The following is a 25,552-nucleotide window of genomic DNA, read 5'->3' as shown; positions in this document are numbered from 1 at the left end:
TTAAAAATATGATCGAAATTATAAAACAAATATTGAATTCCGATTTAGGAAATTCATTCAACAACGCGGCGCTTTTAGCATTTAGAGTGCTGCTGGCGATTGAGCTTTTCAGAGTACACGGAATGAAGAAATTCAGAGTCGAAAACGGTCAGAAAGAACAAGTTCCAAATCCGTTGCATTTGCCCGAAAAATTAAACGGTTTAGTTGCAACATTTTCAGATACTGTAATTCCGTTTTTCATTATTCTCGGACTCGGAACACGTCTTGCCGTTCTCCCAACAATTGGTGTCACTGCAATTGGGTATTTTGTGGTTCATAGAAATGATTCGCTAGAAGTGCGCGATGTTCCGTACATGTACACATTATCCTTACTATTGCTTCTTGCCCTAGGCGCAGGAACGTATTCACTTGATTATTATTTATTATCGTTACTAAACAATTAATTTTTAACACATAAAAACATACCTTTTTCAACTTTGTCAAAGTTTAAAACTTTGACAAAGTTCTCGCAAAGAACTATGTGTTAGAAACTAGTTTCTCTCTTTATTCTTTTCCAAAAACAAGAAAAATCTATGTTTCTATGTGTTTAATTTAATTCCCCTTAAACATAAATATTATTTACTAAACCTAATTTAAAAATGAAAACAAACATCGGAATTAAGCAAGATAACATCTCAAAAATCGTTGATGTATTAACTAAAATTCTTGCAGACGAATTCGTACTTTATACCAAAACAAAAAGAGCACACTGGAACGTTGAAGGCCCAGATTTCTACAACAAACACCTTTTCTTTGAACAGCAATACGACGCAATTGACAAAATTGTAGACACGGTTGCAGAAAGAATTAGAGCTTTAGGTCATTATGCTCCAGCGACTTTAAAAGATTTTTTAGCGCTGACACATTTAACAGAAGAATTAAAAGAGAAAAACGACAGTAATGGTTTTATCAAAGAATTGCTTTTAGATCACGAAAGCATTATTATTTATCTTCGAGAAAACATTAACCCTATTGCCAATGAATTGCAAGATGCTGGAACAAGCGATTTTATCACAGGTCTTGTAGAAAATCATGAAAAAATGGCGTGGATGCTTCGTGCACATTTAAACTAAAAACAAATTATGGAAATTCAACAAAAAAATATTTGGTACGTAACCCTGCTTCTCACCATAATAGCAGGGTATTGCGATACCGTCACTTTTGTCGCAGCCGATTCTATATTTTCGGCGCACGTAACAGGTAACTTTATCGTTTTTGCCTATCAGATTGTAAAAGGTTCAGACCTTCATGCTTGGGTAAAACTGCTTACTTTTCCTGTTTTCATTATTGCGGTAATTACAGGAGGAAGAATTGCGCTAAAGGCAACCAATCGCTACACTATTTTATTTTGGGAAGGCATAATATTGGTTTTAAGTGGTATCGCATCTTATGTTTTTGGCTATTTACAAAACTTTGAACAATGGACCATGTATACGGTTGCTATGACAACAGTTTTTGCAATGGGACTTCAGAATGCTTTTGGAAAACTTTATGCTAAAGAAACCTATGGACCAACCACTATGATGACAGGAAATGTGACTCAAGCTTCTCTTGATTTAGGAAGTTTATTAAAAAATGGGTTTAAAGATGCTGAAGTACTTTTAAGTTTTAAAAAACAGTTCATTACCTTAATCGGATTTCTTGTTGGATGTTTTCTAGGAGCAGTTGCAGGAAAGTTTTTCGGATTAGGAACTTTAATTCTACCAGGAGCAGCCATGATTATTTGCTACTTATACCACCGAAAAAGCTAGTCAAACCTACATTTTCGGATTGCAGATTTCTGATAATATAGTATCTTTAAAAAATGATTTTAGTTCCCTTTTCTCTGAAAGGGAATCCTAAAATCGATCCAAAAGAAATTTCTAAAAAACTCCAAATTCTTGGCTATTCCTGAAAATTCTGAAATTATACAAACAATGTAATGAAGGAGAAACTACTAATTGTTGAAGATGAATTTATAGTTGCAAATGATTTAAAAATCATGCTGCATAAAGCGGGTTATCAAGTTGTTGGTATTGCTGCGTCTGTAGCTCAGGCTCGAAAATTAATCGAAGAAAAAAGCCCTGACTGGATTCTGCTAGATATTATTTTAAAAGGCCAATTGACTGGAATTGATCTAGCTTGGGAACTTCGCCAAAAAAATCTGCCTTTTCTATATATTTCAGCAAATACCAATCAAAGTACACTTGAAGCTGTAAAAGCTACACATCCGTACGGTTTTATGGTAAAGCCTTTTAGAGAAAAAGATCTTGTTGTAATGCTGGATATTGCCAGATATCGATTTAATCAAGAAAAAGAAGATTTGGCAGTAAAACATGCAAATCCAGAAACTCAAGAAATTCAAGGAATCATCGGTCAGAGTCCTCTCCTAAAAGAAGCCATTGAGAAAATAAAAATTGTAGCTCCAACTGAAACTTCTGTTTTAATTTTAGGCGAAAGCGGTACCGGAAAAGAAAGAGCAGCAAACGTCATACACGAACTTTCGGCACACAACTCACATCCGATTGTAGTGGTAAACTGCGCCGCTTTACCGCAATCTTTAATAGAATCTGAACTTTTTGGACACGAAAAAGGCGCTTTTACAGGAGCTAATGCCTTAAGAATCGGTAAATTTGAACAAGCCAATAACGGAACTATTTTTCTGGATGAAATTGGAGAATTACCGCTAGATTCTCAAGTTAAATTATTACGAGTTCTGCAAGAAAAAGAAATTCAGCGTCTTGGAGGCAATAAAACAATTAAAATTAATGTTCGAATTGTAGCGGCCACTAATAAAATTCTTGAAAAAGAAGTTGCAGAAGGCCGTTTTAGATTAGACTTATATTACAGACTAAATGTGTTTCCGATACAATTGCCTTCTTTAAGAGAACGAAAAGAAGATATTGAAATGCTTGCTACTTATTTTCTAAAAAAATATGCAGCCATTTCGAGAAGAAACGTAAACAGTATAAGCGCAAAAGCCTTAGAACAATTAAAAAATTACAGCTGGCCAGGAAATATACGCGAATTAGAACATTTGATTGAAAGAAATGTACTTCTCGCCAAAACAAACGAAATTGAAAAATTTGATTTATCTTCCATTGCCCCTATTGTCTCTTTAGAAATCGGTACAGACAAAATAAAGTCGATGGAAGAAATGGAAAAAGAACATATTATGAATGCGCTTCAAATGTGCAATGGCAAAGTTTCGGGTGTCGGTGGCGCTGCCGAACTTTTAAAACTACAACCGCAGACTTTGTATTCAAAAATGAAAAAATTAGGTATAAAACAAGGATATAATTAAAAATTTTAACCGCAGATTTAACTGCAGATTTAACCGCAAAGCTCGCTAAGGTTTACGCAAAGTACGCTAAGTTTTAATAAAGATAAATTGAAAATTTAAAAGTTCGCAAAAGCTTTATGTAGACAAAGTTTTATCCGCACAAACCTTTGCGAACTCAATATTTAGATCTAGCTTAAGTTCTTTTAAAAAAAACCTTAGCGAACTCTGCGTAAATTTTTTGCGTAATCAAAAAGTAAAAAACTTAGCGAACTTTGCGTTTAAATCCCACAAACCATTAAAAACCAAAAATATGGAAACAATAAAACTAGAATTAGACGAGAAAAAACATGGAGCTTTCAACCTTTATGTAGACGATAAAAAACTCGGAGAAATGACTGTAAGCATCAAACCAGATTTACTGACCGTTTACCACACAGGAGTTGAGCCAGAAGCAGAAGGAAAAGGCTATGCTAAGAAACTTTTAGAAGAAATGGTCTCTTACGTTCGTACCAATAACCTGAAAGTTTTACCGCTTTGTCCTTACGTTCACGCGCAATTTAAAAGACATCCAGACGAATACGAAGATATCTGGAAGAAATAATTCTTGATAAAATGGTGTGAATTTTCTCTCGCAGATTTGGCAGATAATGCAGATTTTTAGCTGAAAAAAATTTACGCAGATTTTTTATAATCAACTTTAAAATCTGCTAAAATCTCTTTAAATCTGCGTGAAACATTAATTCGCTGTTCTAATAATTTAAAACAAAAAAACTATGAATACAGATATTTTAACAGATGGTATTCCTTTAAATGAAGCTAAAAAAGCCCTGATTCTCATTCACGGACGCGGTGCTAGCGCTCATGATATTCTTTCGATTGCAAAACATCTTAAGGTAGATGACTTTGCATTGGTTGCGCCTCAGGCAGAAAATAGAACTTGGTATCCGTATTCGTTTCTAGCTCCTTTGAACGAAAATGAACCATCCTTTTCAAAATCATTGGAAGCGATACATAAAGTTGTGGTCGCTATACAGCAAAACGGAATCGAAAAAGAGAATATTTATTTCTTAGGATTTTCTCAAGGCGCTTGTCTTGCTTTAGAATTCACTACAAGAAATGCAGCAAAATATGGCGGAATCGTCGCTTTCACAGGCGGATTAATTGGAGATCAAGTTTATGAAAATCATTATTCAGGAAACTTCGAAAATACACCTGTTTTTATCGGAACAAGCGATCCAGATTTTCACGTTCCTGTAGAAAGAGTTCATGCGACCGAAGAGCTTATGGAAAAAATGGGCGCAGATGTTACTAAAAAAATCTACCCAAATATGGGACATACGATCAGTCAAGATGAAATAAATTGTGCCAACGCATTAATTTTTAATAAAAAATAATGATTACGATAACTCGTGTTTACAGCGATGCTAAAGGAGAAAGTCATTTTGAAGACTTTGAAGTTCCGTTGAAAAACAATGGCGATATCGGATTTTTATCTGACGATGAACCTGTCAAATCGATCGTTTTTAGAGAAGTTAGTCCTTCTTACGATTACGATTTTCATAATGCTCCAGATCGCCAATATATTGTTTTGCTGGAAGGAGGCGTAGAAATTGAAACTTCGTTAGGAGAAAAAAGGACATTCAATACGGGTTCTATTTTATTGGTAGAAGATACGACAGGAAAAGGTCACAAAACCAAAAATATGGAACCTAAACTTAGAAAATCTATTTTTATAAAGTTGGTTTAAAATAGTTTCAGGTTTCAGGTTCTGTCGAACTTTGTCAAAGTTGATATTTTTTTTAAACACATAGAAACATAGTTTATTCGATCTTGAAAAGACTTAAAAAAGAAACTAGTTTCTAACACATAGCGCTATGTGTATTTATGCAAGTGAAACGCCTTTTACACAAGCTAAAATCTATGTTTCTATGTGTTAAAACACTTTACACTTTCAAAAAAATCAATCCAAAAAATGTTCTTTTTTAATTCCGAGCTTCTTCATTCTAGAAGTCAATGTTGTAGACGGCAAACCGAGTAAAACAGCTGCGCCCTGCGGCCCCGAAATTCGTCCGTTGCATTTTTTTATCACTTTTAGAATGTGCTCCTTTTCTACTTCTTGAAGGGTTTTGGTATAAAAATCATTGACTAAAGTATCTGGGCTAGCCATTACAATTTCAGGAAAAATCATTTCTTTGATCTTTTCATCTTTGGCAAACAAGATGCTTCTTTCTACCATATTTTCTAGCTCACGCACATTTCCAGGCCATGCGTTAGTCATCATACTATTGAGTACTTTTTTAGAAAACCGTTTTACATTTCTCCCCATTTTTGTGGCATGCTTTTCCAAGAAAAAATGTCCCAAAACCGGAATATCTTCTTTACGGTCGCGTAAAGCAGGAAGCTTTATCGGATAAACATTCAATCGAAAATATAAATCACTTCTAAAACGGTCGCCATAAACTTCTTTTTCAAGTATTTTATTGGTTGCGGCAATAACTCTCGCATTCACTTTTATGCTTTTGTTTCCGCCAACCCTTTCAATTTCCTTTTCTTGTAAAACACGAAGCAGTTTACCTTGCAATTCTAATGGCAGCTCTCCTATTTCGTCTAGAAAAATGGTACTGTTTTCGGCTTGCTCAAATTTCCCGATTCTTTGTTCGGTTGCTCCTGTAAAAGCCCCTTTTTCATGACCGAATAATTCGCTTTCGATTAAGTTTTCGGGAATTGAAGCGCAATTTACCTTAATCATTTTTTGGTTGGAAACTTCAGATAAATTATGAATTGCACTAGCTACAAGTTCTTTTCCTGTTCCTGTTTCTCCCAAAATTAAAACCGTAGAATTTGAAGAGGCTCCTTGAGCAATCAATTCATAAACGTCTTTCATAGCATCGCTAGTTCCTATAATTCCATGAAAACCTTCCTTTTTTAGAATGTTTTTTTCTTTCTTTCCTAAAATATGCTGTTTCAATTTTTGCAACTCGGCAAGCGTATTTTCATTTTGTTGAGTCAGCATAATGTTTCTCACCGTAATAGAAAGCTGCACCACAATTCCTCTCAAAATACGATTAGATTCTCTGCTGAAAGTTTTAGCATTTTTAAAAAATAGAAAAAGTACATATCGATTTCCTTTTATATAAGGAAGCCCAATTCCAAATGCATTTTTAGAGCCTCTTTTATAAATGTTCTGAATGTAATCTGGATACTTTGAATTTGATAAATCGGAAGAAACTACATCAGCAGAATTAAGGCAATCATCAAAAAAGCCATCATTTATAGCATAACTTTTTGAATCTACATATTGATCTGTTGAATGAAAAATGAAATAATCTCCTTTGCTTTCATCAGAAGAAGCCAAAATAAAATCATCAAATTGAAAGTTCTCTTTTAATATTCCGTTTACAACAGATTCTAGTTCCTTTTTGTTTAAAGCCCGAGAAAGTGCTGTACAAATAGACATAATATTCATTTGTTCATTTTCTCTTTCCTGCAATCGGCTTATTGCGATCGCAGCTTTATCTAAAGGCTTTTCCATAAACGGTATTTATTGTGGTATTTTGGCGGTGATAGCGTAAAAATAAGGAATAGCATTTAGTAAACAAGTATAGATTTTCTAAATATGCCATTTTTAAATCATAAAATTACGATATATCGTAGGTACTAAAATCTGATACTTCTCCGAAAGCCTTGTTTTCAAAGCCTTTATTAAATCGGAATGTTATTTGGTTTGCTTTTGATGTTTTCAAAAAACAATGCGTTTTTATTTCTTAATCTAGGTTAATCGATGCAGAAGCATAACCGCCGTAAATTTGTAAAAGAAAAATCAATAACAATTTAATATAAAAAATACCATGGAAAATAAAATTTTAGGCTTACACCATATTACTGCAATTGCAGGTGACGCTAAACGCAATTTTGACTTTTATTCAAAAATTTTAGGATTAAGATTCATTAAAAAAACAGTGAACTTTGACGATCCAGGAACATATCACTTTTACTTTGGTGACGAAGTAGGAAGCGCAGGAACTATCTTAACCTTTTTCCCTTGGGGAGCAGGAATTCAGCAAGGAAGAAAAGGTTCTGGAATGGCAACTGAAATTGGATATTCTGTTCCTAAAGGAAGTCTAGATTTTTGGCAAAAACGCTTCGAAAAATACAACGTAATTTACAATAAACCAGCTGAAAAGTTTGGTGAAAAATATTTGACTTTCTTAGATCCAGACGGATTAAAATTGGAGTTAATCGAATCTAAAACAGACGATAACAGAAAAGCGTGGGAAACTGACGAAGTAAAAGCAGATGTTGCTACAAAAGGTTTTCATAACATTACGTTGACTTTAAACAATATTAAACCAACTGCGGCTATCTTAACTGATATTTTTGGTTATAAATTGATCGATCAAGACGTAAACCGTTACCGTTATGCTACAGATGCTGTAGAAAATGCTGCAATTGTTGACTTGGTAGAATTACCTGAAGAAAAACGCGGTTTAAATGCAAACGGAACTGTGCACCACGTAGCTTTCCGTGTACCAAACGATGAAATTTTAATGAAATTCAGAGAAAAAATCGAAGATTACGGCTTGCAGATTACTCCGCAAATTGACAGACAATATTTCCACTCTCTATATTTCAGAGAACCAGGAGGAGTTTTGTTTGAAATTGCAACAGATAACCCTGGATTTACAGTAGACGAAAGCTTAGAAGAATTAGGTCAAAACTTAAAACTTCCAGCTCAATATGAGTCTCAAAGAGCTGCTATTGAAGAGCATTTGGTTAAAATTAATTAATTTAAATACTAAATTGGGTTCATCCCGAATAACACAACTATATTTTGAAAAAGCTATCCTATTTAGGGTGGCTTTTTTTGTTTGGGGAATTAAAGTTTTTTTATTTTTTATTAGGAAAACATTCTATATTTGGAGGGAAAGTAGACAAAAATAAACTTTAATGGCGCATCAAATGATCACAAAATATAAGATTTTGATGAACTTGATATGCATTTGTATTAATCGTAATAAAAATGAACCTAAAGACAATCCAACATCACCGATATGAGAAAGGACTTCCCCAAGAAGGAAATTTTATACTTGGACAAAAAAAAGACTCCAATATTTTTGTCTATCAGGCATTCAATGATAGCATTGCAGATTATGCGATAAAAAATCAAAAATTCGGAGGAAAAGATTACAGCTTCGAGAGAATGACTTGGATAAAGCCTAATTTTTTGTGGATGATGTACAGAAGTGATTGGGCTGAAAAAGATAATAACCAAAGCCGCATTTTAGCTATCGAGATGACTTTTGAAGGTTTCGAAGAACTTCTCGCTAATGGTGTTTTGACAAGCTACGACAAATCATACGGAGATGAATCAACATGGCGAGAAAATCTAAGCAACAGCAATGTAAGGATTCAGTGGGATCCAGACCACAATTTTAAAGGAGAAAAGCTAAGACGCAGAGCCGTTCAAATCGGAATTAAAAATGAAGCATTACAAAAATTCAATAACGAGTTCATAAAATCAATTCAAGATATTACCTCTTTTGTAAAAGAACAAAAAACGAAAATTGATAGCGGTGACGAATGGTTTTATGTAATGAATGAATCCATAATTGAAGTCAACAGCGCTTTAAAAAAGAAATTTTCAATTCCTGAAGTCTTTCGCACACCATTTGTAGAAGGAATAATTTCAGAATTTAACAATACAAAGACAATCACCCAAGCCAATTTTGAGAAATTGTTAATCGACAGTGATGAACCTGAAAGAGATGAATTTGTTGGTTATGTAAAAAATTACAAAAATTCTGAACTGTCAAGATATCTATTAAAAACTGCCATTGCGTACAGAAGAGATGATGAATTAGGAGCATTTGATTGTATGTGCGAAGACCTTTTAATGTTTAGTTACTTTGCTAGCAAAAATAAAGATGCAATTGATCTTCATTTAATTTTAGAAGCTAAAATGGTTGATTTTGACACTTGGTGTGGATTTGATGGTGAAATGATTTTTTATCCATTGGGTCTTCAACCAACAAAAGAGTACATAGCAGCGAATAAGGATTTTCTGGTAGAAAATGTTGAAGGCTTTGCGCCCCAAACAGCCGATTATTTTATTGAATCTTTTAGTGAAGAATATGTGTATAATCAAATTCATAGTAGAGCGTTTTGGTATTTTTGATCAAAAAACATGTAACAAAAAAGCCATGCAAGAATTACAATTTAAAAAGAAATAAGTGCATTCGCTCAAAAAGTATATGAAATGATTATAAAAAAAGCTGTCTAAATTCTAGGCAGCTTTTTTTATAATCGTTTCATCACATAATTCTTCTTTGGAGCAATAAATTATCTATAAAAATGTTTTTTAAACACTTTTAAATCCCTTAGTTTTACTCCTCCAAACAATCCTAAACATGAAAAAAGTAATTTTCTTACTTTTACTAACTTTCTTTACCACAACCACTTTTAGCCAGAATGAATCCAATAAACTTAAGCTTCAGAAAGATAGATTGATGCTGCACAATGTCGCTATTTATCTTCGTAACGTTAATCAAGGTTCGATAGATATTGACAGCGCGATGATTTTGGCTAGCAAAGCGCACAAACTTCCGTACACGCTTGCCAATGATGAAGGTTTTAATGATGGATCTAACTTTCCCGGAAACAATTTAATTACCAATAATTACGCCCGCGGAGCAGAATTGCTATTGCCAAGATTAAATACAGTCGATCAAATTAGACTGTCCTTGCAAATTGGGAGCTTTTACCTTTTTAAAGCTGGCGCGAAAAAAGAGGATCTAAAAAATGCGCTTTTGTATATTAATAAAGCCCAAAAACTGGCAGAAAAATCCAAAATTCAAAAGTGGCATTTTCAATCCAAATATCTTCTTGCCAAATATTATTACCAAGCAGACAAACCACAACTGAGCAGCACCATTTTTTCGCAACTGGTTAATGCCGCAAGAAAAACACAAGACGAAAAAATATTAGCAGAAGCTATTGACAATCAAGGCACGTTTATGCCCGATAGCAACAAAGAAAAAGCAGTTATTCTAGCTGAGGCTTTGGCTATTTATAAAAAATTAGGCAACAAAGAAAAAGAGCTTGAAACCTATATGAAAATAATTCCGGTTCATTTTTGGACTGGTAAAATGAAATTGGCCAAACAAGAACTCCTTACAAGTCTTAATCTTCAGAAAAAAATTGGTTTTCTATACACACAATATACCGAAACGACTATTTCGTATATCGAATTATTCAACAACAATTTTAAAGATGCGTTATATTACGCTTTAAGGAGCGTTAGCTCGATGGAGAAAACAAAAGATTATGCTTTTGCAGATAGTTTTTATATACGCCTCGGCAATATTTACAACAGCACGGGCTATTATGATGATGCCATTAAATTTTATCAGAAAGGAATTGAGTACAATCAAAGAGAAATTAATGCGGGGACTTGGTACAAAAGTTTTTTTGGTTCTGTAAGGGCATTAATGGATAATTCTAAATATTCAGAAGCATTAAAATATCTGGAAAGCAACTCTAAAAAATACCCTCCAAAAAATGATTTAGACAATATGATTCTAAATCAGCTTAAGGCGCGCTGTTATGAAGAATTAGGAAAGTTGAAAGAAGCAGAAGCTTGTTATGAAAAACTTGATTTTTTTGCAAAAAAACTAAATTCAGCAGAAACACTCAAAGATGTCGCGACCTGTACTTCGATTATGGCGCTGTTTTATGTCAAAATTAATAAACCTCAAAAAGCAGAAGAAATAACCAATCGCATTCTTGCTACAACTCATAATACAGAGGGTTTTAACCGTTATGTTTTGGAACTTACTTTATTCAAAATTGACTCCGTAAACGGAAAATATTTTTCTGCGATCGAACACATGAGAAACTATACTCGAATTCAAGATTCGATGGATAACATGCGTAAAAACCTTGATTATGAAAATTTGAAATTCAAGTTTGAAACAAGTGCCAAAATACAAAATATAAAATCTTTAAAACAGCAGACCGATCTTCAGAAACGTGAATTGCATTCTTCCAAACTTTTAAATACAATTTCTATAAGCAGTTTATTTTTATTGCTGATTATCATTATTTTATTGTACAACAGAGCCAAAATAAAACAGCGCAGCACGAGCCGTCTTCAATTAAAAGAAAAAGAAATTAAGCTTAAAAATGTAAAATTGGAGCGTTTGGTTGAAGAAAAAGAATGGCTTTTGAAAGAAATTCATCATCGGGTAAAAAACAATCTTCAAACCATCATTAGTCTGCTTAATTCTCAATCTTCTTATTTAAAAGATGATTTGGCGATTTCTACCATAAAAAACAGCCAAAACAGAATTTATGCCATGTCATTGATTCATCAAAAATTATATAAGGAAGACAATGTTTCTATGATTGATATGCCCGATTACTGCAATGAATTGGTTGAGTATCTAAAAGAGTCTTTCAATGCAGAATACATTCATTTTGAAGCTCAAATTGATGCAATAGAATTGGATATTTCGCAAGCAATTGCATTGGGTTTAATTATCAACGAAGTAATCACCAATTCGATAAAATATGCTTTTAAAGATAGGCAAAATTGCATTATTAGGCTTTCTTTATCTGAGATTTCAGAAAACTGCTATAAGTTGTTTATTTCTGATAATGGAATCGGCATACAGGATATCGTAGAATTGCAAAATAGCAATTCGTTCGGAATGACACTTATAAACGGCTTAAGCAATACGCTTGAAGGAGATTTAGCTATTAAAAATGAAAATGGACTTAGCTTTGAGTTAGTATTTAAAAAGGAATTTAGATAAAAAACTACTCTTCGGCGCCCATTAATTCTATTTTAGCCATAATTAATGCAAGATTATTTTCTAAAGTAATCTTGCCATCACGCCATTCTTTTTTATTAGATCCTCTTGAAATTCTAAAAATGAAATCGCCTGTAAAAATGTAGCCAGAAGTTTCTCTTAAACCTGTTTTGGTTATTCTTTTCTGCGCTTCTCTCAAATCGATTTTTATTTCATTTTCATTTTTAAAGACGATTGTATCCAAACCATCAAGACCTTTTCTAAATTCATGTCCGCGATATTGAATCAGTTTGATTAAAGCATTCATAAACAGCAAAGCCCGATTCAAGTTTTCTTTAGAAACATTTAAATCTAAAATCTCCAATTTATCTGGCTGAATATCTTGATTTAAAGTTTTGTCTTCCCAATATTGCTTGGTTGCCGTAATAATCTCAAACGGATTTTCTAGCTTATCGCTAATGGTCAAGGGAGCAAAAACATCGTTTTTTATACTTTGAGCCAAATCAAGCAAAGGTGTAGATTTTGAAGGAACTCGAAGTTGCATTTCGTATGTCTTTTTTAAAATGGCAATTTCATTATTTCCTTTAAAATCCAATGAAAGTTGAGGAACATTTTTCCTCTTATATGCGGATCCAATCCAGTGTCTGCTTTTAGGAAGCGGAATATTCATTTTTTCGCAAGCATTTTTAATTCCCATACTAGAAACTTCATAATGTTTTGCAATCTGCGGAATTGGAAATTTCCAAACCAAGCTATAAAGTTCTGATCGGGTAAAAGTAATTTTGTCCATAAATCAGATAAAATCAAATCAAAAGAAAATTCACCATCGCTATAATTTCTTATAGTAATGGTGAATTAAGAAAAATTAAGTACTACTCTACTCCGCCTCCTAAAGCACGGTACAGGTTAATTGCTGCATTCAGCTTTTCGAGTTTTATGGTTACCAGATCCAATTCGTTTTGTAGCGAACTGTTCTGGGCTGCGATCACTTCAAGATAATTGGCCATTCCGCTCTTATAAAGCAAAGAAGCATCTGAAGTCGCTTTATCTAGAGATTCTGCTTTATCTTTGGCTAAAACAATACGTTCGTCTGCATATTTCAATCTAGACATGGCATCATTTACTTCGCCAACTGCTGTTATAAAAGACTGTTTGAATTGCACAACCGCTTTTTCTTGTTCTAAAACCGCTACTTCATAAGCTGTTCGCAAGGCTTTTTTTCTAAAAATAGGCTGTGCTAAATTGGCCGCAATTGTTTTAGTAACAGAACCTGGAAAATTAAACCAGTTTTCAAATTCAAAAGAGTTCAAACCAATCGACGGACTCAGACTTAAAGTCGGATACATCGTTGCTTTTGCTAATCCCGTTTTAGCATTGGCAGACATTACCGCATACTCGCTCGCTTTTACATCTGGCCTTCTGCTTAATAGTGAAGCTGGAATTCCTGTTGGAAAAAGTACCGAAACTTCGGCCGCATCAATATTTCCAGCTCTTTCAATTTTGTCTGGATATTCTCCGCATAAAATCTGTAAAGCATTTTCCTGAACTGCAATATTCGCTTTCGCTAAAGGCACTAGCAATTCAGCCGTTTTTTTCTGAGCCTCAGTTTGGTTTACTGCCAAAGAACTAATAGAACCCGATTTGTATTGCAATTGCATCATGCTCAAAGTATTCGTACTCAATTCGATGTTTTTTTCTGCAATTTTCAGCTGTTCATCTAAACCTAACAGATTGTAATAAGACTGCGCTACCTGAACAATAATTCGAGTCTTTAATGCTGAAAGGTTTTCTTTTTGAGCAAAATAGGCCGCTTTAGCATCTCTTTTCTGCATGGCTGCCTTTCCCCAAATATCGACTTCCCAAGAAAGACGAAGATTAGCGCTATAGTCATCCATATAATCTTTACCAATAAACTGTTGACTCAAAGATCCATTCAAAGAATTTTTTGATGGATAAGAACGGCTCGCTCCAGCATCGAAATCTAGTGTGGGTAATAACGATAATTTGGCTTGTTTATAACTGAGGTCGAGCTGTTCCATACTTTTCATAGCAATGATAACTTCATTGTTTTTGATTAAAGCTTTTTCAATCAAAGCAACCAGCAAAGGATCTTTGTAATAGTTTTTCCACGGAAGCAAAACTGTATCTCCAGTAACCGCGACTTCTTCGCGGTACTTTTCTGGAGCATTTAAATCTGTACGAGAATATTTTTTGCCTACCACACACGATGTCATGATCGATCCGGTAAGTAAAACCATTCCGATTTTATATAATGTTTTCATTCTTATTCTTTTATCGTTTGAACTTGAGTTGCGATCTTTTTTCTAGATACTTTTTCCTGTAAATATTGAAATACAATGAAAAGTAACGGAATCACAAAAACGCCCAGTACAACACCGCTAAACATTCCGACAGCCGCACTCACACTGATTGATCGGTTTCCAACTGCAGTTCCTCCAGAAGCAAACATTAGCGGAATCATACCGACAATAAAAGCTAGCGAAGTCATGATAATTGGTCGTAACCTTGATCTGGAACCTTCAATTGCAGCTTCGACTATTGTTAATCCTGCCAAACGCCTCTGCAAAGCAAATTCCACAATCAAAATGGCATTTTTAGCTAGAAGTCCGACAAGCATGATTAATCCGACCTGAACATAAATATTGTTATCTAAACCAACCGCTTTAATTCCCGCGAAAGCGCCTAAAATTCCTGTAGGTATAGAAAGCAATACGGCAAGCGGCAATAAATAACTTTCGTATTGAGCAGCAAGCAGGAAGAATACAAACAATAAACACAACCCAAAAATGGCAACTGTCTGGCTTCCTCCTGCTTTTTCCTCCAAACTTAAACCTGTCCATTCGTACGTATAATCAGATGGAAGTTTATCTAAAACTTGTTCCAAATTTCCCATAATTTGTCCGTTACTATAACCTGGCAATGCCATCGCTGTAATGTTCACCGAATTATAAAGGTTGTAACGGTTTACCGATTCTGGCCCGTACACTTTGTGGAACTTCACAATTGATTTTACTGGAACCATTTGCATATCAGCATTTCTTACGAAAATTTCATTAAATGCATCTTCATCCATTCTAAAAATACCATCGGCTTTTACATTCACACGGTAAAACTTACCAAATCTAGAAAAGTCAGCTGATTGATCTCCTGCAAAATACGTCTGGATATTTCCTAAAAGCTCCTTGATATTTACGCCCATTTGCCGTGCTTTGTCTTCGTCAACTTCCAATTCCAATTGCGGATAATCGGCTCTAAAAGTCGTGTAAGCGTATTGAACTCCAGGTTGCTGCATAATCTGTCCGATTACTTTATCAGACATAGCTTTTAAAGTTTCTGGACTTCTCGCCATTCTGTCCTGCAACACGATTTCAGCACCACTTGTTACCCCAAAACCTTCAACTGGAGGCATTCTGAAAACCATAATCTGACCTTCTTTAATTTTAGCCAGTTTTCCGCTTACGATATTCATGATTTCCTCAATATCCTTAACCGCTCCCCTGTCTTTCTTTGGCTTAAGTTTAATAAAACCTAATCCATAAGCCGGGCTGGCACTATTACTCAAAATATTGAATCCTGTAATACTCGTATTTACATCAATCGCTTCTATTGGAGCCAATTCTTTTTCTAATTTCTGAATTACTGCTGTTGTACGATCCAAAGCCGTTCCTGGTGGCATTGATAAACTATATACCATGAAACCATCATCTTCTAGAGGCACAAAACTTTTTGGTGTTGATGTCATCATATATACTGCAAGTGCTGTAATTCCAGCCACTAAACCAGCCGCAATCCATTTTCTTCCAATTAAAAAACGAACCCCTTTAATATATCTACCCGTTAAATTGTTGAAACTTGTATTGAATCCGACGAAAAAGCGGTCTTTAAAAGTAGTTTTGTGCTCGTGATCACCATGTTTCGATCCGTGATTCTTTAGCAAAAGCGCACATAATGCAGGCGTTAATGTTAAAGCATTTACAGCCGAAATAATAATCGCAATAGCCAACGTATAAGCAAACTGTTTATAGAAAATCCCCGAAGATCCCGTCATAAATCCGATCGGAATAAATACCGCCGACATCACCAGAGTAATCGAAATTACCGCTCCCGTAATTTCTGCCATGGCGCTGTGTGTTGCTTCTTTGGCCGAAATTCCTTCGTCTTCTTCCATTTTACTGTGCACGGCTTCGACGACTACAATCGCATCATCGACCACAATTCCGATCGCCAACACCAAGGCAAAAAGCGTTAAGATGTTAATCGTAAATCCGAAAACCAAAAGGAAGAAAAATGTTCCCACAATCGCAACCGGAACCGCAATAGCTGGAATGATCGTCGAGCGAATGTCTTGAAGGAAAATAAATACTACGATAAATACCAGAATAAAGGCTTCGAACAAAGTCGATTTTACCTGACCTGTGGCTTCGTCCAATCTTTCTTTGGTACTCATTACGTTAACATATTTAATACCTGGAGGAAAAGATTTCGATAATCGTTCAACTTCTTTGTTGATTCCGATTTCGATATCATTAGCATTTGAACCCGAGGTTTGTAAAATCGCCATTGTAACAGCATTTTTACTATTCGATTTATTATCACCGCTATACGAAATAGAACCAAATTCTACTCGAGCTACATCTTTAAGTCTTAAAACATTGCTTCCGACGTTCTTAACCACAATATTTTCATATTGCTCTGGTTTGTTCTTTTTCCCTTTGTAACGAATTACATATTCTAAAGCCGCTGAAGATTCTTCTCCCAATTTACCTGGAGCCGATTCTAAACTCTGTTCTGCAATGGCCTGAGTAACATCTGACGGAACCAAACCTGCATTGGCCATTTTACGAGGATCTAGCCAGATTCGCATCGAATAATCTTTTACCCCAAAAATCTGAACTTGCCCTACTCCCGGAACACGTTTCATTTGAGGCACTAAGTTGATATTGGCATAATTCTGCAAGAACAATTCGTCGTATTTGCTATTATCATCTGTATACAAATTGAAAATAACAATCATACTGTTTTGCTGTTTCGAAGTCGTTAATCCCATTCGGATAACTTCCTGAGGCAGTTTTGGTGTTGCTTGCTGTACTCTATTCTGCACGTTTACCGCAGCCTGATCTGGATCTACGCCTTGTTTGAAAATGACACTGATCGAAAAAGATCCATCATTACTCGCAGTAGATTTAATGTACTGCATATTTTCAACTCCGTTAATCTGCTCTTCTAAAGGCGTTACTACCGAACGGATAACGGTTTCACTGTTCCCTCCTGGATACGAACCGCTTACCATAACTGTTGGCGGAGAAATATCTGGGAATCGCGTTACCGATAATCGGGTAAGACCTATAATCCCCAGTATAACTAGTACAATAGAGATAACTGTGGCCAATACTGGCCTGTCTATTATTTTCTTTAACATGGAAATGTTATTTTATTAAATGAAAAATTATTTACTGCTTGCGTTTTTAGCAGCGATTTTTGGAACGACTTCCATACCATCATAAAGGACATCGATATTATTCAGAGCTACTTTGTCTCCTGATTTCAGTCCAGATTTTACAAAATAATCTGATCCAGCGCTTCCAGCGATTTCAATAGGAACCATGGCTACTTTGTTGCCTTCTTTTAGAACAAAAACAAAGAATTTATCTTGAATGTCTTTTACGCTCGCCATTGGAACTGTAATTACAGATGACAAACTTTTGTTCAAGACAATTCTTGCAGAACCTCCAGAACGCAATATCTTTTTCGGATTTGGAAAGATGGCTTTTAAAGCAATTGTACCTGTTGCACGATCGATGTTTCCGCTGGCAACTTCTAGTTTTCCTTTTTGATCATATTCGCTATCATCGGCCATAATTAAGCTTACGGTCTGATTGTTTTTTGCATCTTTCGAAAATGCCAAATAATCTGCTTCTGTTAAAGAGAAATAAACAAATACGCTGTTAATCTCTGAAAGTGTCGTTAACGGAACGGCATCATTTGGCGTAACCAAATTTCCGATACGGTTTGGAATACGGCTAATATAGCCGCTTACGGGAGCTTTAATCAAAGAGAAATCGGCATTTAACTGAGATGATCCTAAAGCGGCTTTAGCCTGTGCTACTTGTGCAGTCGCGGCTTCGTAATTGGCTTGCGCTGTTTTTAACTGCATGTCTGAAAATACTTTTCCTTCGACCAAAGGTTTGATTTTCTCTACTTCTAGTTTTGCATTGGCCTGATTGGCCAAAGCGCTTTTGTAAGCTGCACGGCTATTGTTTACTTGTTCGGCGTAAACATCGCCTTTTATCTTAAAAAGAGATTGTCCTTTGGCTACATAGTCTCCTTCTTTTACATAAATAGCTTCCAAATAGCCTGATACCTGAGCTTTTATGTCAACGTTTACAGTACCTTCGACTGTTCCTGGATATTTCTTTTCTACTTCTCCTGTTGCCGAATTAGTCTGAAGAAAGTCTACTTCTGGCTTTGGAGGAGCCATTTGTGCCTCTCCGCTTTTTCCGCATGAAGAAAGGGAAATGGTTATTAATAAAATTGCAATCCTGCCAATTGCTTTATTATTTTTAAAAAACTGTTTTGTCATTTTACTTTTCATTTTTAAATGAATTACCTCAAATTTTGGCGCAAAATAACAGCGTAAAACCCGTTTTTTAGGGAAGAAATTTACCCAAACGACATATTTTGATACCGAAACGGAGGATTTTTTTTAAGGTGCTAAGTGGCTAAGATGCTAAGGTTCTAAGTTTTTTGTTTTGCCGCAAAGGTGCTAAGACGCTAAGTTTTTTCTAGAATAATGAAAAGGAATCTCGCAAAGTCGCTGAGATGCGAAGTTTTTATGCCACAGATTAAAGGATTAAAAAGAATTATTTCTCCTTGATTGAGTAGATTTTAACGCATTCTTTGTCATCCTGACGAAGGAAGGATCACACACGGAATTAGGCAAAGTATGGCAAAACACATAGTTTGTCATTTCTGTAAAGGTTAGATATTTCGGTAACAAAATTTACCTTTAATAAATTTTGTTGCGATGAGAAATAACAGTCATGATTCAACACTAGAAAGAAACTATTTAGAGAAGTATCGTTTTTTGATAAAAGAATATGAGCAGGTAAAAAACAAGACGCATCCAGTGCATAAAAAGGCTATGGAATTTTATAAGGCAAATGACACCTGCAGAAAAAGTTTCTTAAAGTATTATAACCGCTATAAGCAGAGCGGTAAGTCTTTAGATCTACTGCCTCAAAAGCGAGGTCCAAAATACAAGACAAGACGTCCTGTGCCATTTATAGAGCGAAAAGTAATTGAATTAAGAGAAAAAGGAAACAACAAATATGAAATTGTTAGTATCTTAAAGCCCAAATTAGGAAGGAGCACTCCTTCATATTCTGGAGTTTATAATATTTTAAAACGCAATAATATAAATAGGCTAACTCCGAAGATTAAAAAGAATCATCAAAAAATAATCAAGGAAAGAATGGGTCAGCTTGGTCACATTGATTGTCATCACTTAAGCAAGAGCATCATAAAAGGAGAGAATCGAAGATTGTACCTAGTGTGCATAATTGATGATTACAGTAGGATTGCCTGGGCGGAATTAATTCCCGACATTACTAGTTTAACAGTTATGTTTGCAGCATTAAAATGCTTAAACATCTTAAGTGATCATTATGAAATAAAATTTGAAGAGATTTTATCTGACAATGGGCCTGAATTTGGAATCAAAACCAGCCAGCAGAAATATAACCATCCTTTTGAGAGAATGCTTATGGAATTAGGGATTATCCATAGACACACCAAACCTTACAGACCACAGACAAACGGAAAGGTTGAACGCTTCTGGAGAACTCTTGAAGATGATCTGCTTAGAGAAACTGATTTTGATTCTTTGGAAGAGCTAAAAGAAGAATTATTACAATATTTATATTACTATAATCACGAAAGGCCACATCAGGGAATTGATGGAAAAAAGCCAATCGAAATGATAAATCCGTTACCGAAATAAGTGACTTTTACAATTTCGACGAAGGAGAAATCTTCGCGAGAAACTCTACAAAGATTGGCTATAGATTGTGGAGTTACTTGCGAAGATTTCTCCTTCGTCGAAATGACAAAAATGAGAGTAAAACATCGCAACTTTAAGAAATAAAATTAGTGGAAATTAGTGCAATTCGTGGCGAAAAACCTTAGAATCTTAGCATCTCAGAACCTTAGCCTCTTTCTTACCTATCCATCCACTGTTTAAAGAAAGGTGTTTTTTCTCTGCTAATGATTACCTCGCGTTCGGGGTCGAGTTTTAGTTGGATTTTGAGTTTTGCGTTGAAGTAGTTCGCAATAGATTTAATGCTTTCGGCACGAATGAAAAACTGACGGTTGGCACGAAAAAAGAGATTAGGATCCAATTCTTGTTCCAGTTCTTCCATGGTTTGTGGAATCGAAATAATTACGCCGGATTTTAGGAATAAATTACTTGTTTTGAATTCCGAATATATAAAGTCGATATCGGAAACGTCTACGCTTTTGTATCCGTCACGATAGGTTACTAAAAAGCGCATTCTGAAAACTGGTTTTTCAATCAGTTCTTTTAGAATTCCGGCGATATTGGTCACGCTGGATTCGTTTTTATTTAAAGATTTAAATTTGCTTAAGGCAAACTCCAATTCGTTCTTTTCGATAGGTTTCATCAGATAATCGATGCTGTTTACCTTAAAAGCACGAATCGCATATTCGTCGTATGCTGTAGTAAAAATTACAGGGCAAGTGATAGTAATTTCGTCAAAAATGGCAAAACTCAATCCGTCTGCTAAACGAATATCCATTGTAATCAAATCTGGACAAGGGTTGGATTTTAACCATTCGACTGTATCCACAACAGTATCAATGATTCCTAAAATCTCACAGTTAGGTTCCAGTTCTTCGAGCAGCCTTTTTAATCGGCTTGCGTTAATACTTTCATCTTCTACAATTAAAATTTTCATAACTTTTAAATTAATGGCAGACGTACCTCATAATAGCTGCTTGATTCATTAAAAATCGGCATTCTCTCAGATAAAATTTTATAACGAAATTCGATGTTTTTATTCCCTATTCCTGTTGAAGCCAAACTTTTTCCAGCGGTTCTCTGCAAGTTATTTCGAACAATAATATCACCAGAATCAGAAAAAACAGTAATGGTAAGCGGATTGGCCAAAGTGGCCATATTGTGTTTTACAGCATTTTCTACCAACAACTGCAAGGTTAATGGCGGTAAATGAAGTGCTAAAGAAGGAGAATCAACTTCAATTTTCAAATCGATTTTATCGCCTAATCTTTTCTTTAGTAAATAAAAATAAGCATTTAAGAATTCTATTTCCTCTTTTACAGTAATGGTATCTTTATTTGAATTGGAAATCATATAACGATATACTCTCGTTATATTTTCTAAGAACGAAGCCGCTTCTTTCTGATCTTCATAAATCAGCTCTGTCAAAGTGCTGAAATTATTGAACACAAAGTGCGGATCTAACTGCATCTTAAGAGATTCCAATTTTGAACGTGTTACCGATTCTTGAAGTTCTGATGCTTTAATTTTTAACTCGGCCGTTTCAATAGCGTTTAAACGCCATCTGTTTAGCAAAAATATTCCGGTATGAATGGCACTAATGAAAAGCGAGATAATCGCTGCCATAATTTTAGACTGCCAAATGGTAACCAAATCATTTTCTTCCAGTGCTGTACAAGGGTAGAAATAGTCCCAAAGGCAAGAAAAAAAGTAGTTTAAAAGTATATTTCCAGCAATAAGACAAATAAACTGTGCTATTGCTCTAAATGCTGGATTTTGTTCCCAACTTATGTAGTAGTTTAATTTTCGGCCAACAAACAAAGTTAGTTCTGTAAGGATGGCGCAGTAAAGCAAAATGATGAAGATATCGAAGGTCTGATCTAAATCGAGCAAACCTTCCTCTTCAAAATTCCTATATGGATTTAGAAAGTAATAGGACGAAAGATAGACCAAAAAAACGGCTGGAATTACTATAACCCTGTAGTATTTATAGAAAAAATTCTTGCCTGTTTTTTTATTTTGGTTCTTTCTACCCATTTATTCCCTCAACTGTAAAAATTGAAAAATCCTATCTTATTAGTGTTCTACTAGAACACCTTCTTCTTTTTTGTCTGCTTTTATGGTAGCAGTTGGATTTTTCTCACGCATAACGCCCCATTTTAAGCACGTTGCACCCCAAGAAAATCCTGCACCAAAAGTAGTAATCAATACATTTTGTCCTTCTTTAAAATCATCTTTGAAATCCCATAAACACAACGGAACTGTTGCAGATGTTGTATTTCCGTAACGATCAATATTTACTTTTACTTTGTCAAAATCAATATTCAAGCTTTCGCTTACAGCATTAATGATTCTCAAATTTGCTTGATGTGGTACAACCCAATCAATTTTATCTGCTTCTAGTTCATTTTTTGCCAAAGCATCTTGCGAAACTTGGCTCATTGCTGCAACGGCTCTTTTAAATACAAAAGCACCGTCTTGTTTTAAATAATGCGTTCTGTGCAAAAGACTCTGCATAGAAGTTGGATTTCTAGAACCTCCAGCCGGTACAGCCAAAGAAGAAACTCCGCTTCCATCCGTTTTTAGAATCGTTTTCATTAAACCAGCATCAGATTCTGTTTTTTCTAACAAAACTGCTCCTGCTCCATCTCCGAAAAGAATACAAGTATTACGGTCTTCATAATCTACGATAGAGCTCATTTTATCTGCTCCAACGATGATTAATTTTTTGTAACGACCGCTTTCGATCATGTTTGCTCCCATTTCTAGTGCATACAAAAATCCGCTGCAAGCCGCATTCATATCAATTCCAAAAGCATTTGTAAGTCTGCTTTTATCGCAAACAATACTTGCTGTTGGCGCTAAAATATGATCCGGAGTTGCTGTTGCTACCAACAGCGCTTCTATTTCTTCGCGATCTACCTTATAGTTTTCGATAAGATTTTCAATCGCTGCTGCGGCAAGATCAGATGTTGCTGTGTCGTCGTCTGCGATTCTACGTTCTCTAATTCCAGTTCTTTTAATGATCCATTCCTCCGATGTATCAACAGTTTCTGAAATCTTTTTATTGGTCAAAATTGATGATGGCACGAAACCACCTATTGCTGTAATAACTGCGCTCATTGTTTTTATTTTTTTTAAGCTTTGTACTCTTAGAACGCAATGCTTAATACTTTTTCTCTTCTTTTACAGTCCAGCTCAATTAAGAACTGATGCAGGAAATAGAGTTGTATTCCTTAAAAAGCCGATTAAATCTGCTGGCAATATCATTTACTGAGAAATATTGTTTTAAAAAAACCTGAACAAGCTAAAATCATTATACAAAATCCAATTAAAATAAATTAAAAATATACACCAAGTGCTATCTCGGTATTACTTTGGAATAAAATCTTTAATTTATCTTATTTTTAAAATCATACAATGCTATTTCAGTTTGTAGATAATTCCCAATTATAGCTGTTGCCATACTGATAAAAAAACCTATTGCATTTAAGTTTTTAGAGTGCCACAAAATTAATTTAAAAAAATCTGAAACTAGCAGACAATTAAGAATAATTAACAAAACTGCTTTAAAAGTTAAAATATTTTTTTGAAATTCGGCATCAAGCACTAAAAATTATAGAATCTCTAAAATCAAAAAAAATCTGTTAAAATTTATTTTGATAAAATTTCTTCAAAAAAACCTTGTAATTTTTATATCATTGTTTTTAAAACAAATTAATCTTTAATAATTTGGAAACGACAATAATGGAATATCTAGCCCTGCTGCCAAAATTCTAGTTTTACTTCTGTGGACCAAAGAATCCCAAAAACCGTATTTTTGAGGCACCATAATAAGCAAATCGGCCTCATAATTCTTTATTTCCTTCTTAATTTCGTTAATAACCGCATTCGATCTTACTGTTTTATAAAGATATTTTACGTCTTCAAATTCTTTTTCGATATTCGAATTCATTAAAATTCTATGCTGTTCTTCTTTTAAATCGTCCAATTTTTCGTCTACGCTAAAAAATTCGATTTCTGCTCCAAAATCTCCTAAAGCATTTTTAATCCAGCTAAACTTTTTAATAGCCGAAAAACTCAAACTATCGCAAGCGTATAGCACTTTTTTGATATTTAGGAAAAGGGCATTTTCAGGAACTGCCAAAACTGGAATTTGAAGATTCTTAATGGCTGTTGTAGTTGAATTTCCTAGTAATTCTTGTTCAAAAGAACGTTCTGCCATTCCCATTACAACAACATCTGCATTGGTTTCCTTGATAATTTTTGGAAGCTCATCTTCCAAAAAAGAATAGGTGCAAATTGCTGCTGTTTCAATTTTAAACGAATCTGCAATTTCTTTGGCTAAATTTTCTAGTCTAGAAATTGCTTTGTCAATCTGTTTCTGCATTGCATCTGCAGTAATATGTGAGTTTGCACTGTGTACACTCAACGAAAATGAATTAAATAAAACCAATTTTGCGCCTGTAGCTTTTGCAAGCCCAGCGGCATAATTAACTGCATTAGTGGCAATGGCAGAAAAATTTGTAGCGGCGATTATAGTAAGAGGTGAATTCATAGAATATAATTAAGCTTTCGTGCAAAATTGCTTAAATAAAGGCTTCAATCTTTTTTTATATAACTGAATAATCATTTTTAACGACTCAACCGTAAAATATCATTTCTGAAAAAACAGACTTTCCTTTTTTGTTTCTTACTTTAAAAACCATAGAAAATAATCGGCTCTGTCCGTTTTAATATTTATTACTTTTACTTTTATTAAAACTTCAGCAATGGATGCCAAATCTTTATTAAAAGAGCATGTTTCTAAAATTGTCACCTTAACAGACGAACAGTTTGATTATTTCTTTTCGCATTTTAAAACAGAAACTTTTAAAAAAGGACAAACTATTATTAGTGAAAGTCAGGATGTTGACAAAGAGTATTTTGTCATTTCGGGATGTTTAAAGTCCTTTTATGTCAATGATGACGTAAAAATGTACATCCTACAGTTTGCTATGCCAACTTGGTGGGCTTCTGATTATGCGGCGCTTTACAACAAAACTAAAGCTACAATTAATGTAGATTGTGTGTCGGATGTTGAAATTCTTTCTCTTTCAAATCAGGATCGAGAGAAAATCTGTAGTGAAATACACGAAATAGAACATTTTTTTAGATGGAGAACCAATCGCGGTTATGTCGCTTCTCAGAAAAGATTGCTTTCTTTTATGAATAATGACACCAAAACGAGATACGAAGAATTGCTTGCTCTCTATCCTGCCTTGTACAACACTGTACCTAAACATTTAATCGCCGCTTATCTTGGTGTATCCAGAGAAACTTTAAGCCGATTGTACAACGCTTCTAAACCGCATTGACGAATGTGATCTACATCACGTAATCTAT

Annotated in this window: 21 protein-coding genes; 12 read left to right on the top strand and 9 right to left on the bottom strand. The window is 34.7% G+C overall.

From position 1 onward, the window contains the following. The first annotated feature begins 8 nt into the window (after positions 1-8). The 7 genes from QLQ95_RS19895 (at position 9) to QLQ95_RS19865 (ending at position 5,048) form a co-directional block, all read left to right on the top strand. Entirely contained in the window at positions 9-443 is a 435-nt protein-coding gene (locus QLQ95_RS19895) for a DoxX family protein (RefSeq protein ID WP_320493690.1), read from the top strand. 195 nt (positions 444-638) lie between these two features. Then, positions 639-1,112 (top strand): Dps family protein, encoded by a 474-nt coding sequence (locus QLQ95_RS19890; RefSeq protein ID WP_320493691.1) that lies wholly within the window; start codon positions 639-641, stop codon positions 1,110-1,112. A gap of 9 nt (positions 1,113-1,121) precedes the next feature. Then, the gene (locus QLQ95_RS19885) at positions 1,122-1,790 is read left to right on the top strand and encodes a YoaK family protein (RefSeq protein WP_482501331.1); all 669 of its coding nucleotides are present in this window, start codon (positions 1,122-1,124) and stop codon (positions 1,788-1,790) included. Between the two features lie 170 nt (positions 1,791-1,960). After that, the gene (locus QLQ95_RS19880; RefSeq protein ID WP_482501329.1) at positions 1,961-3,322 is read left to right on the top strand and encodes a sigma-54-dependent transcriptional regulator; all 1,362 of its coding nucleotides are present in this window, start codon (positions 1,961-1,963) and stop codon (positions 3,320-3,322) included. Positions 3,323-3,611: 289 nt separating this feature from the next. After that, complete coding sequence (locus QLQ95_RS19875; protein ID WP_320493694.1) at positions 3,612-3,902, top strand: GNAT family N-acetyltransferase; 291 nt, start codon at positions 3,612-3,614, stop codon at positions 3,900-3,902. 172 nt (positions 3,903-4,074) lie between these two features. Then, positions 4,075-4,695, top strand: coding sequence for an alpha/beta hydrolase (locus tag QLQ95_RS19870; RefSeq protein ID WP_428237057.1), 621 nt, complete (start codon positions 4,075-4,077; stop codon positions 4,693-4,695). Beyond that, complete coding sequence (locus QLQ95_RS19865) at positions 4,695-5,048, top strand: cupin domain-containing protein (RefSeq protein ID WP_428237056.1); 354 nt, start codon at positions 4,695-4,697, stop codon at positions 5,046-5,048. The genes QLQ95_RS19870 and QLQ95_RS19865 overlap by 1 nt, the downstream gene beginning before the upstream one ends. A gap of 213 nt (positions 5,049-5,261) precedes the next feature. Here the strand turns inward: QLQ95_RS19865 and QLQ95_RS19860 are convergent, their stop codons facing one another. Next, positions 5,262-6,833, bottom strand: a complete 1,572-nt coding sequence (locus QLQ95_RS19860; protein ID WP_320493697.1) for a sigma-54 interaction domain-containing protein — start codon at positions 6,831-6,833, stop codon at positions 5,262-5,264. A 316-nt stretch (positions 6,834-7,149) separates the two neighbouring features. Between QLQ95_RS19860 and QLQ95_RS19855 the strand changes: the two genes are divergently transcribed. The 3 genes from QLQ95_RS19855 to QLQ95_RS19845 all read left to right on the top strand — a co-directional run bounded on the left by QLQ95_RS19855 (position 7,150) and on the right by QLQ95_RS19845 (position 12,114). Beyond that, a complete protein-coding gene (locus QLQ95_RS19855; RefSeq protein ID WP_320493698.1) occupies positions 7,150-8,088 on the top strand; it encodes a ring-cleaving dioxygenase in 939 nt (312 codons plus the stop codon). Positions 8,089-8,321: 233 nt separating this feature from the next. Further along, complete coding sequence (locus QLQ95_RS19850) at positions 8,322-9,476, top strand: DUF4291 domain-containing protein (RefSeq protein WP_482501326.1); 1,155 nt, start codon at positions 8,322-8,324, stop codon at positions 9,474-9,476. A 232-nt stretch (positions 9,477-9,708) separates the two neighbouring features. Further along, the gene (locus QLQ95_RS19845; protein ID WP_482501324.1) at positions 9,709-12,114 is read left to right on the top strand and encodes a histidine kinase dimerization/phosphoacceptor domain -containing protein; all 2,406 of its coding nucleotides are present in this window, start codon (positions 9,709-9,711) and stop codon (positions 12,112-12,114) included. 4 nt (positions 12,115-12,118) lie between these two features. Here QLQ95_RS19845 and QLQ95_RS19840 read toward each other — a convergent pair whose 3' ends face one another. From QLQ95_RS19840 to QLQ95_RS19825, 4 genes are all read right to left on the bottom strand, one after another. Beyond that, complete coding sequence (locus tag QLQ95_RS19840; protein ID WP_482501322.1) at positions 12,119-12,901, bottom strand: hypothetical protein; 783 nt, start codon at positions 12,899-12,901, stop codon at positions 12,119-12,121. Positions 12,902-12,983: 82 nt separating this feature from the next. Continuing rightward, a complete protein-coding gene (locus QLQ95_RS19835; protein WP_482501321.1) occupies positions 12,984-14,393 on the bottom strand; it encodes an efflux transporter outer membrane subunit in 1,410 nt (469 codons plus the stop codon). A gap of 2 nt (positions 14,394-14,395) precedes the next feature. Next, positions 14,396-17,551 carry an efflux RND transporter permease subunit gene (locus tag QLQ95_RS19830; protein WP_095929135.1) on the bottom strand — a complete coding sequence of 1,052 codons (3,156 nt, stop codon included), beginning with the start codon at positions 17,549-17,551 and terminating at the stop codon, positions 14,396-14,398. Positions 17,552-17,578: 27 nt separating this feature from the next. Then, the gene (locus QLQ95_RS19825) at positions 17,579-18,712 is read right to left on the bottom strand and encodes an efflux RND transporter periplasmic adaptor subunit (protein WP_482501318.1); all 1,134 of its coding nucleotides are present in this window, start codon (positions 18,710-18,712) and stop codon (positions 17,579-17,581) included. Positions 18,713-19,156: 444 nt separating this feature from the next. Between QLQ95_RS19825 and QLQ95_RS19820 the strand changes: the two genes are divergently transcribed. Continuing rightward, on the top strand, positions 19,157-20,131 hold the full coding sequence (locus QLQ95_RS19820; protein ID WP_320493490.1) for an integrase core domain-containing protein: 975 nt from the start codon (positions 19,157-19,159) through the stop codon (positions 20,129-20,131). Positions 20,132-20,348: 217 nt separating this feature from the next. On the opposite strand, the gene QLQ95_RS19815 is transcribed toward QLQ95_RS19820, so the two are convergent. The 4 genes from QLQ95_RS19815 to QLQ95_RS19800 form a co-directional block, all read right to left on the bottom strand. After that, positions 20,349-21,104: a LytR/AlgR family response regulator transcription factor gene (locus QLQ95_RS19815; protein WP_320493706.1), complete on the bottom strand. Its 756-nt coding sequence runs from the start codon at positions 21,102-21,104 to the stop codon at positions 20,349-20,351. Positions 21,105-21,109: 5 nt separating this feature from the next. Further along, positions 21,110-22,204 (bottom strand): sensor histidine kinase, encoded by a 1,095-nt coding sequence (locus tag QLQ95_RS19810; protein ID WP_482501316.1) that lies wholly within the window; start codon positions 22,202-22,204, stop codon positions 21,110-21,112. Between the two features lie 39 nt (positions 22,205-22,243). Beyond that, on the bottom strand, positions 22,244-23,290 hold the full coding sequence (locus tag QLQ95_RS19805; protein ID WP_482501314.1) for a beta-ketoacyl-ACP synthase III: 1,047 nt from the start codon (positions 23,288-23,290) through the stop codon (positions 22,244-22,246). 601 nt (positions 23,291-23,891) lie between these two features. Beyond that, the gene (locus QLQ95_RS19800) at positions 23,892-24,725 is read right to left on the bottom strand and encodes a universal stress protein (protein WP_095929130.1); all 834 of its coding nucleotides are present in this window, start codon (positions 24,723-24,725) and stop codon (positions 23,892-23,894) included. A 214-nt stretch (positions 24,726-24,939) separates the two neighbouring features. Between QLQ95_RS19800 and QLQ95_RS19795 the strand changes: the two genes are divergently transcribed. Further along, the gene (locus QLQ95_RS19795; protein WP_482501313.1) at positions 24,940-25,524 is read left to right on the top strand and encodes a Crp/Fnr family transcriptional regulator; all 585 of its coding nucleotides are present in this window, start codon (positions 24,940-24,942) and stop codon (positions 25,522-25,524) included. The last annotated feature ends 28 nt before the right edge of the window (positions 25,525-25,552 follow it).

The sequence above is a fragment of the Flavobacterium sp. B330r genome (genome assembly GCF_056824325.1).
The sequence above is the reverse complement of the archived record's forward strand: the minus strand, read 5'-3'. Positions and strand labels throughout refer to the sequence as shown.

Coding starts and splice junctions, on each gene's coding strand:
- QLQ95_RS19895 (WP_320493690.1), top strand. CDS start 9: ATGATCGAAATTATAAAACAAATATTGAATTCCGATTTAGGAAATTCA.
- QLQ95_RS19890 (WP_320493691.1), top strand. CDS start 639: ATGAAAACAAACATCGGAATTAAGCAAGATAACATCTCAAAAATCGTT.
- QLQ95_RS19885 (WP_482501331.1), top strand. CDS start 1,122: ATGGAAATTCAACAAAAAAATATTTGGTACGTAACCCTGCTTCTCACC.
- QLQ95_RS19880 (WP_482501329.1), top strand. CDS start 1,961: ATGAAGGAGAAACTACTAATTGTTGAAGATGAATTTATAGTTGCAAAT.
- QLQ95_RS19875 (WP_320493694.1), top strand. CDS start 3,612: ATGGAAACAATAAAACTAGAATTAGACGAGAAAAAACATGGAGCTTTC.
- QLQ95_RS19870 (WP_428237057.1), top strand. CDS start 4,075: ATGAATACAGATATTTTAACAGATGGTATTCCTTTAAATGAAGCTAAA.
- QLQ95_RS19865 (WP_428237056.1), top strand. CDS start 4,695: ATGATTACGATAACTCGTGTTTACAGCGATGCTAAAGGAGAAAGTCAT.
- QLQ95_RS19860 (WP_320493697.1), bottom strand. CDS start 6,833: ATGGAAAAGCCTTTAGATAAAGCTGCGATCGCAATAAGCCGATTGCAG.
- QLQ95_RS19855 (WP_320493698.1), top strand. CDS start 7,150: ATGGAAAATAAAATTTTAGGCTTACACCATATTACTGCAATTGCAGGT.
- QLQ95_RS19850 (WP_482501326.1), top strand. CDS start 8,322: ATGAACCTAAAGACAATCCAACATCACCGATATGAGAAAGGACTTCCC.
- QLQ95_RS19845 (WP_482501324.1), top strand. CDS start 9,709: ATGAAAAAAGTAATTTTCTTACTTTTACTAACTTTCTTTACCACAACC.
- QLQ95_RS19840 (WP_482501322.1), bottom strand. CDS start 12,901: ATGGACAAAATTACTTTTACCCGATCAGAACTTTATAGCTTGGTTTGG.
- QLQ95_RS19835 (WP_482501321.1), bottom strand. CDS start 14,393: ATGAAAACATTATATAAAATCGGAATGGTTTTACTTACCGGATCGATC.
- QLQ95_RS19830 (WP_095929135.1), bottom strand. CDS start 17,551: ATGTTAAAGAAAATAATAGACAGGCCAGTATTGGCCACAGTTATCTCT.
- QLQ95_RS19825 (WP_482501318.1), bottom strand. CDS start 18,712: ATGACAAAACAGTTTTTTAAAAATAATAAAGCAATTGGCAGGATTGCA.
- QLQ95_RS19820 (WP_320493490.1), top strand. CDS start 19,157: ATGAGAAATAACAGTCATGATTCAACACTAGAAAGAAACTATTTAGAG.
- QLQ95_RS19815 (WP_320493706.1), bottom strand. CDS start 21,104: ATGAAAATTTTAATTGTAGAAGATGAAAGTATTAACGCAAGCCGATTA.
- QLQ95_RS19810 (WP_482501316.1), bottom strand. CDS start 22,204: ATGGGTAGAAAGAACCAAAATAAAAAAACAGGCAAGAATTTTTTCTAT.
- QLQ95_RS19805 (WP_482501314.1), bottom strand. CDS start 23,290: ATGAGCGCAGTTATTACAGCAATAGGTGGTTTCGTGCCATCATCAATT.
- QLQ95_RS19800 (WP_095929130.1), bottom strand. CDS start 24,725: ATGAATTCACCTCTTACTATAATCGCCGCTACAAATTTTTCTGCCATT.
- QLQ95_RS19795 (WP_482501313.1), top strand. CDS start 24,940: ATGGATGCCAAATCTTTATTAAAAGAGCATGTTTCTAAAATTGTCACC.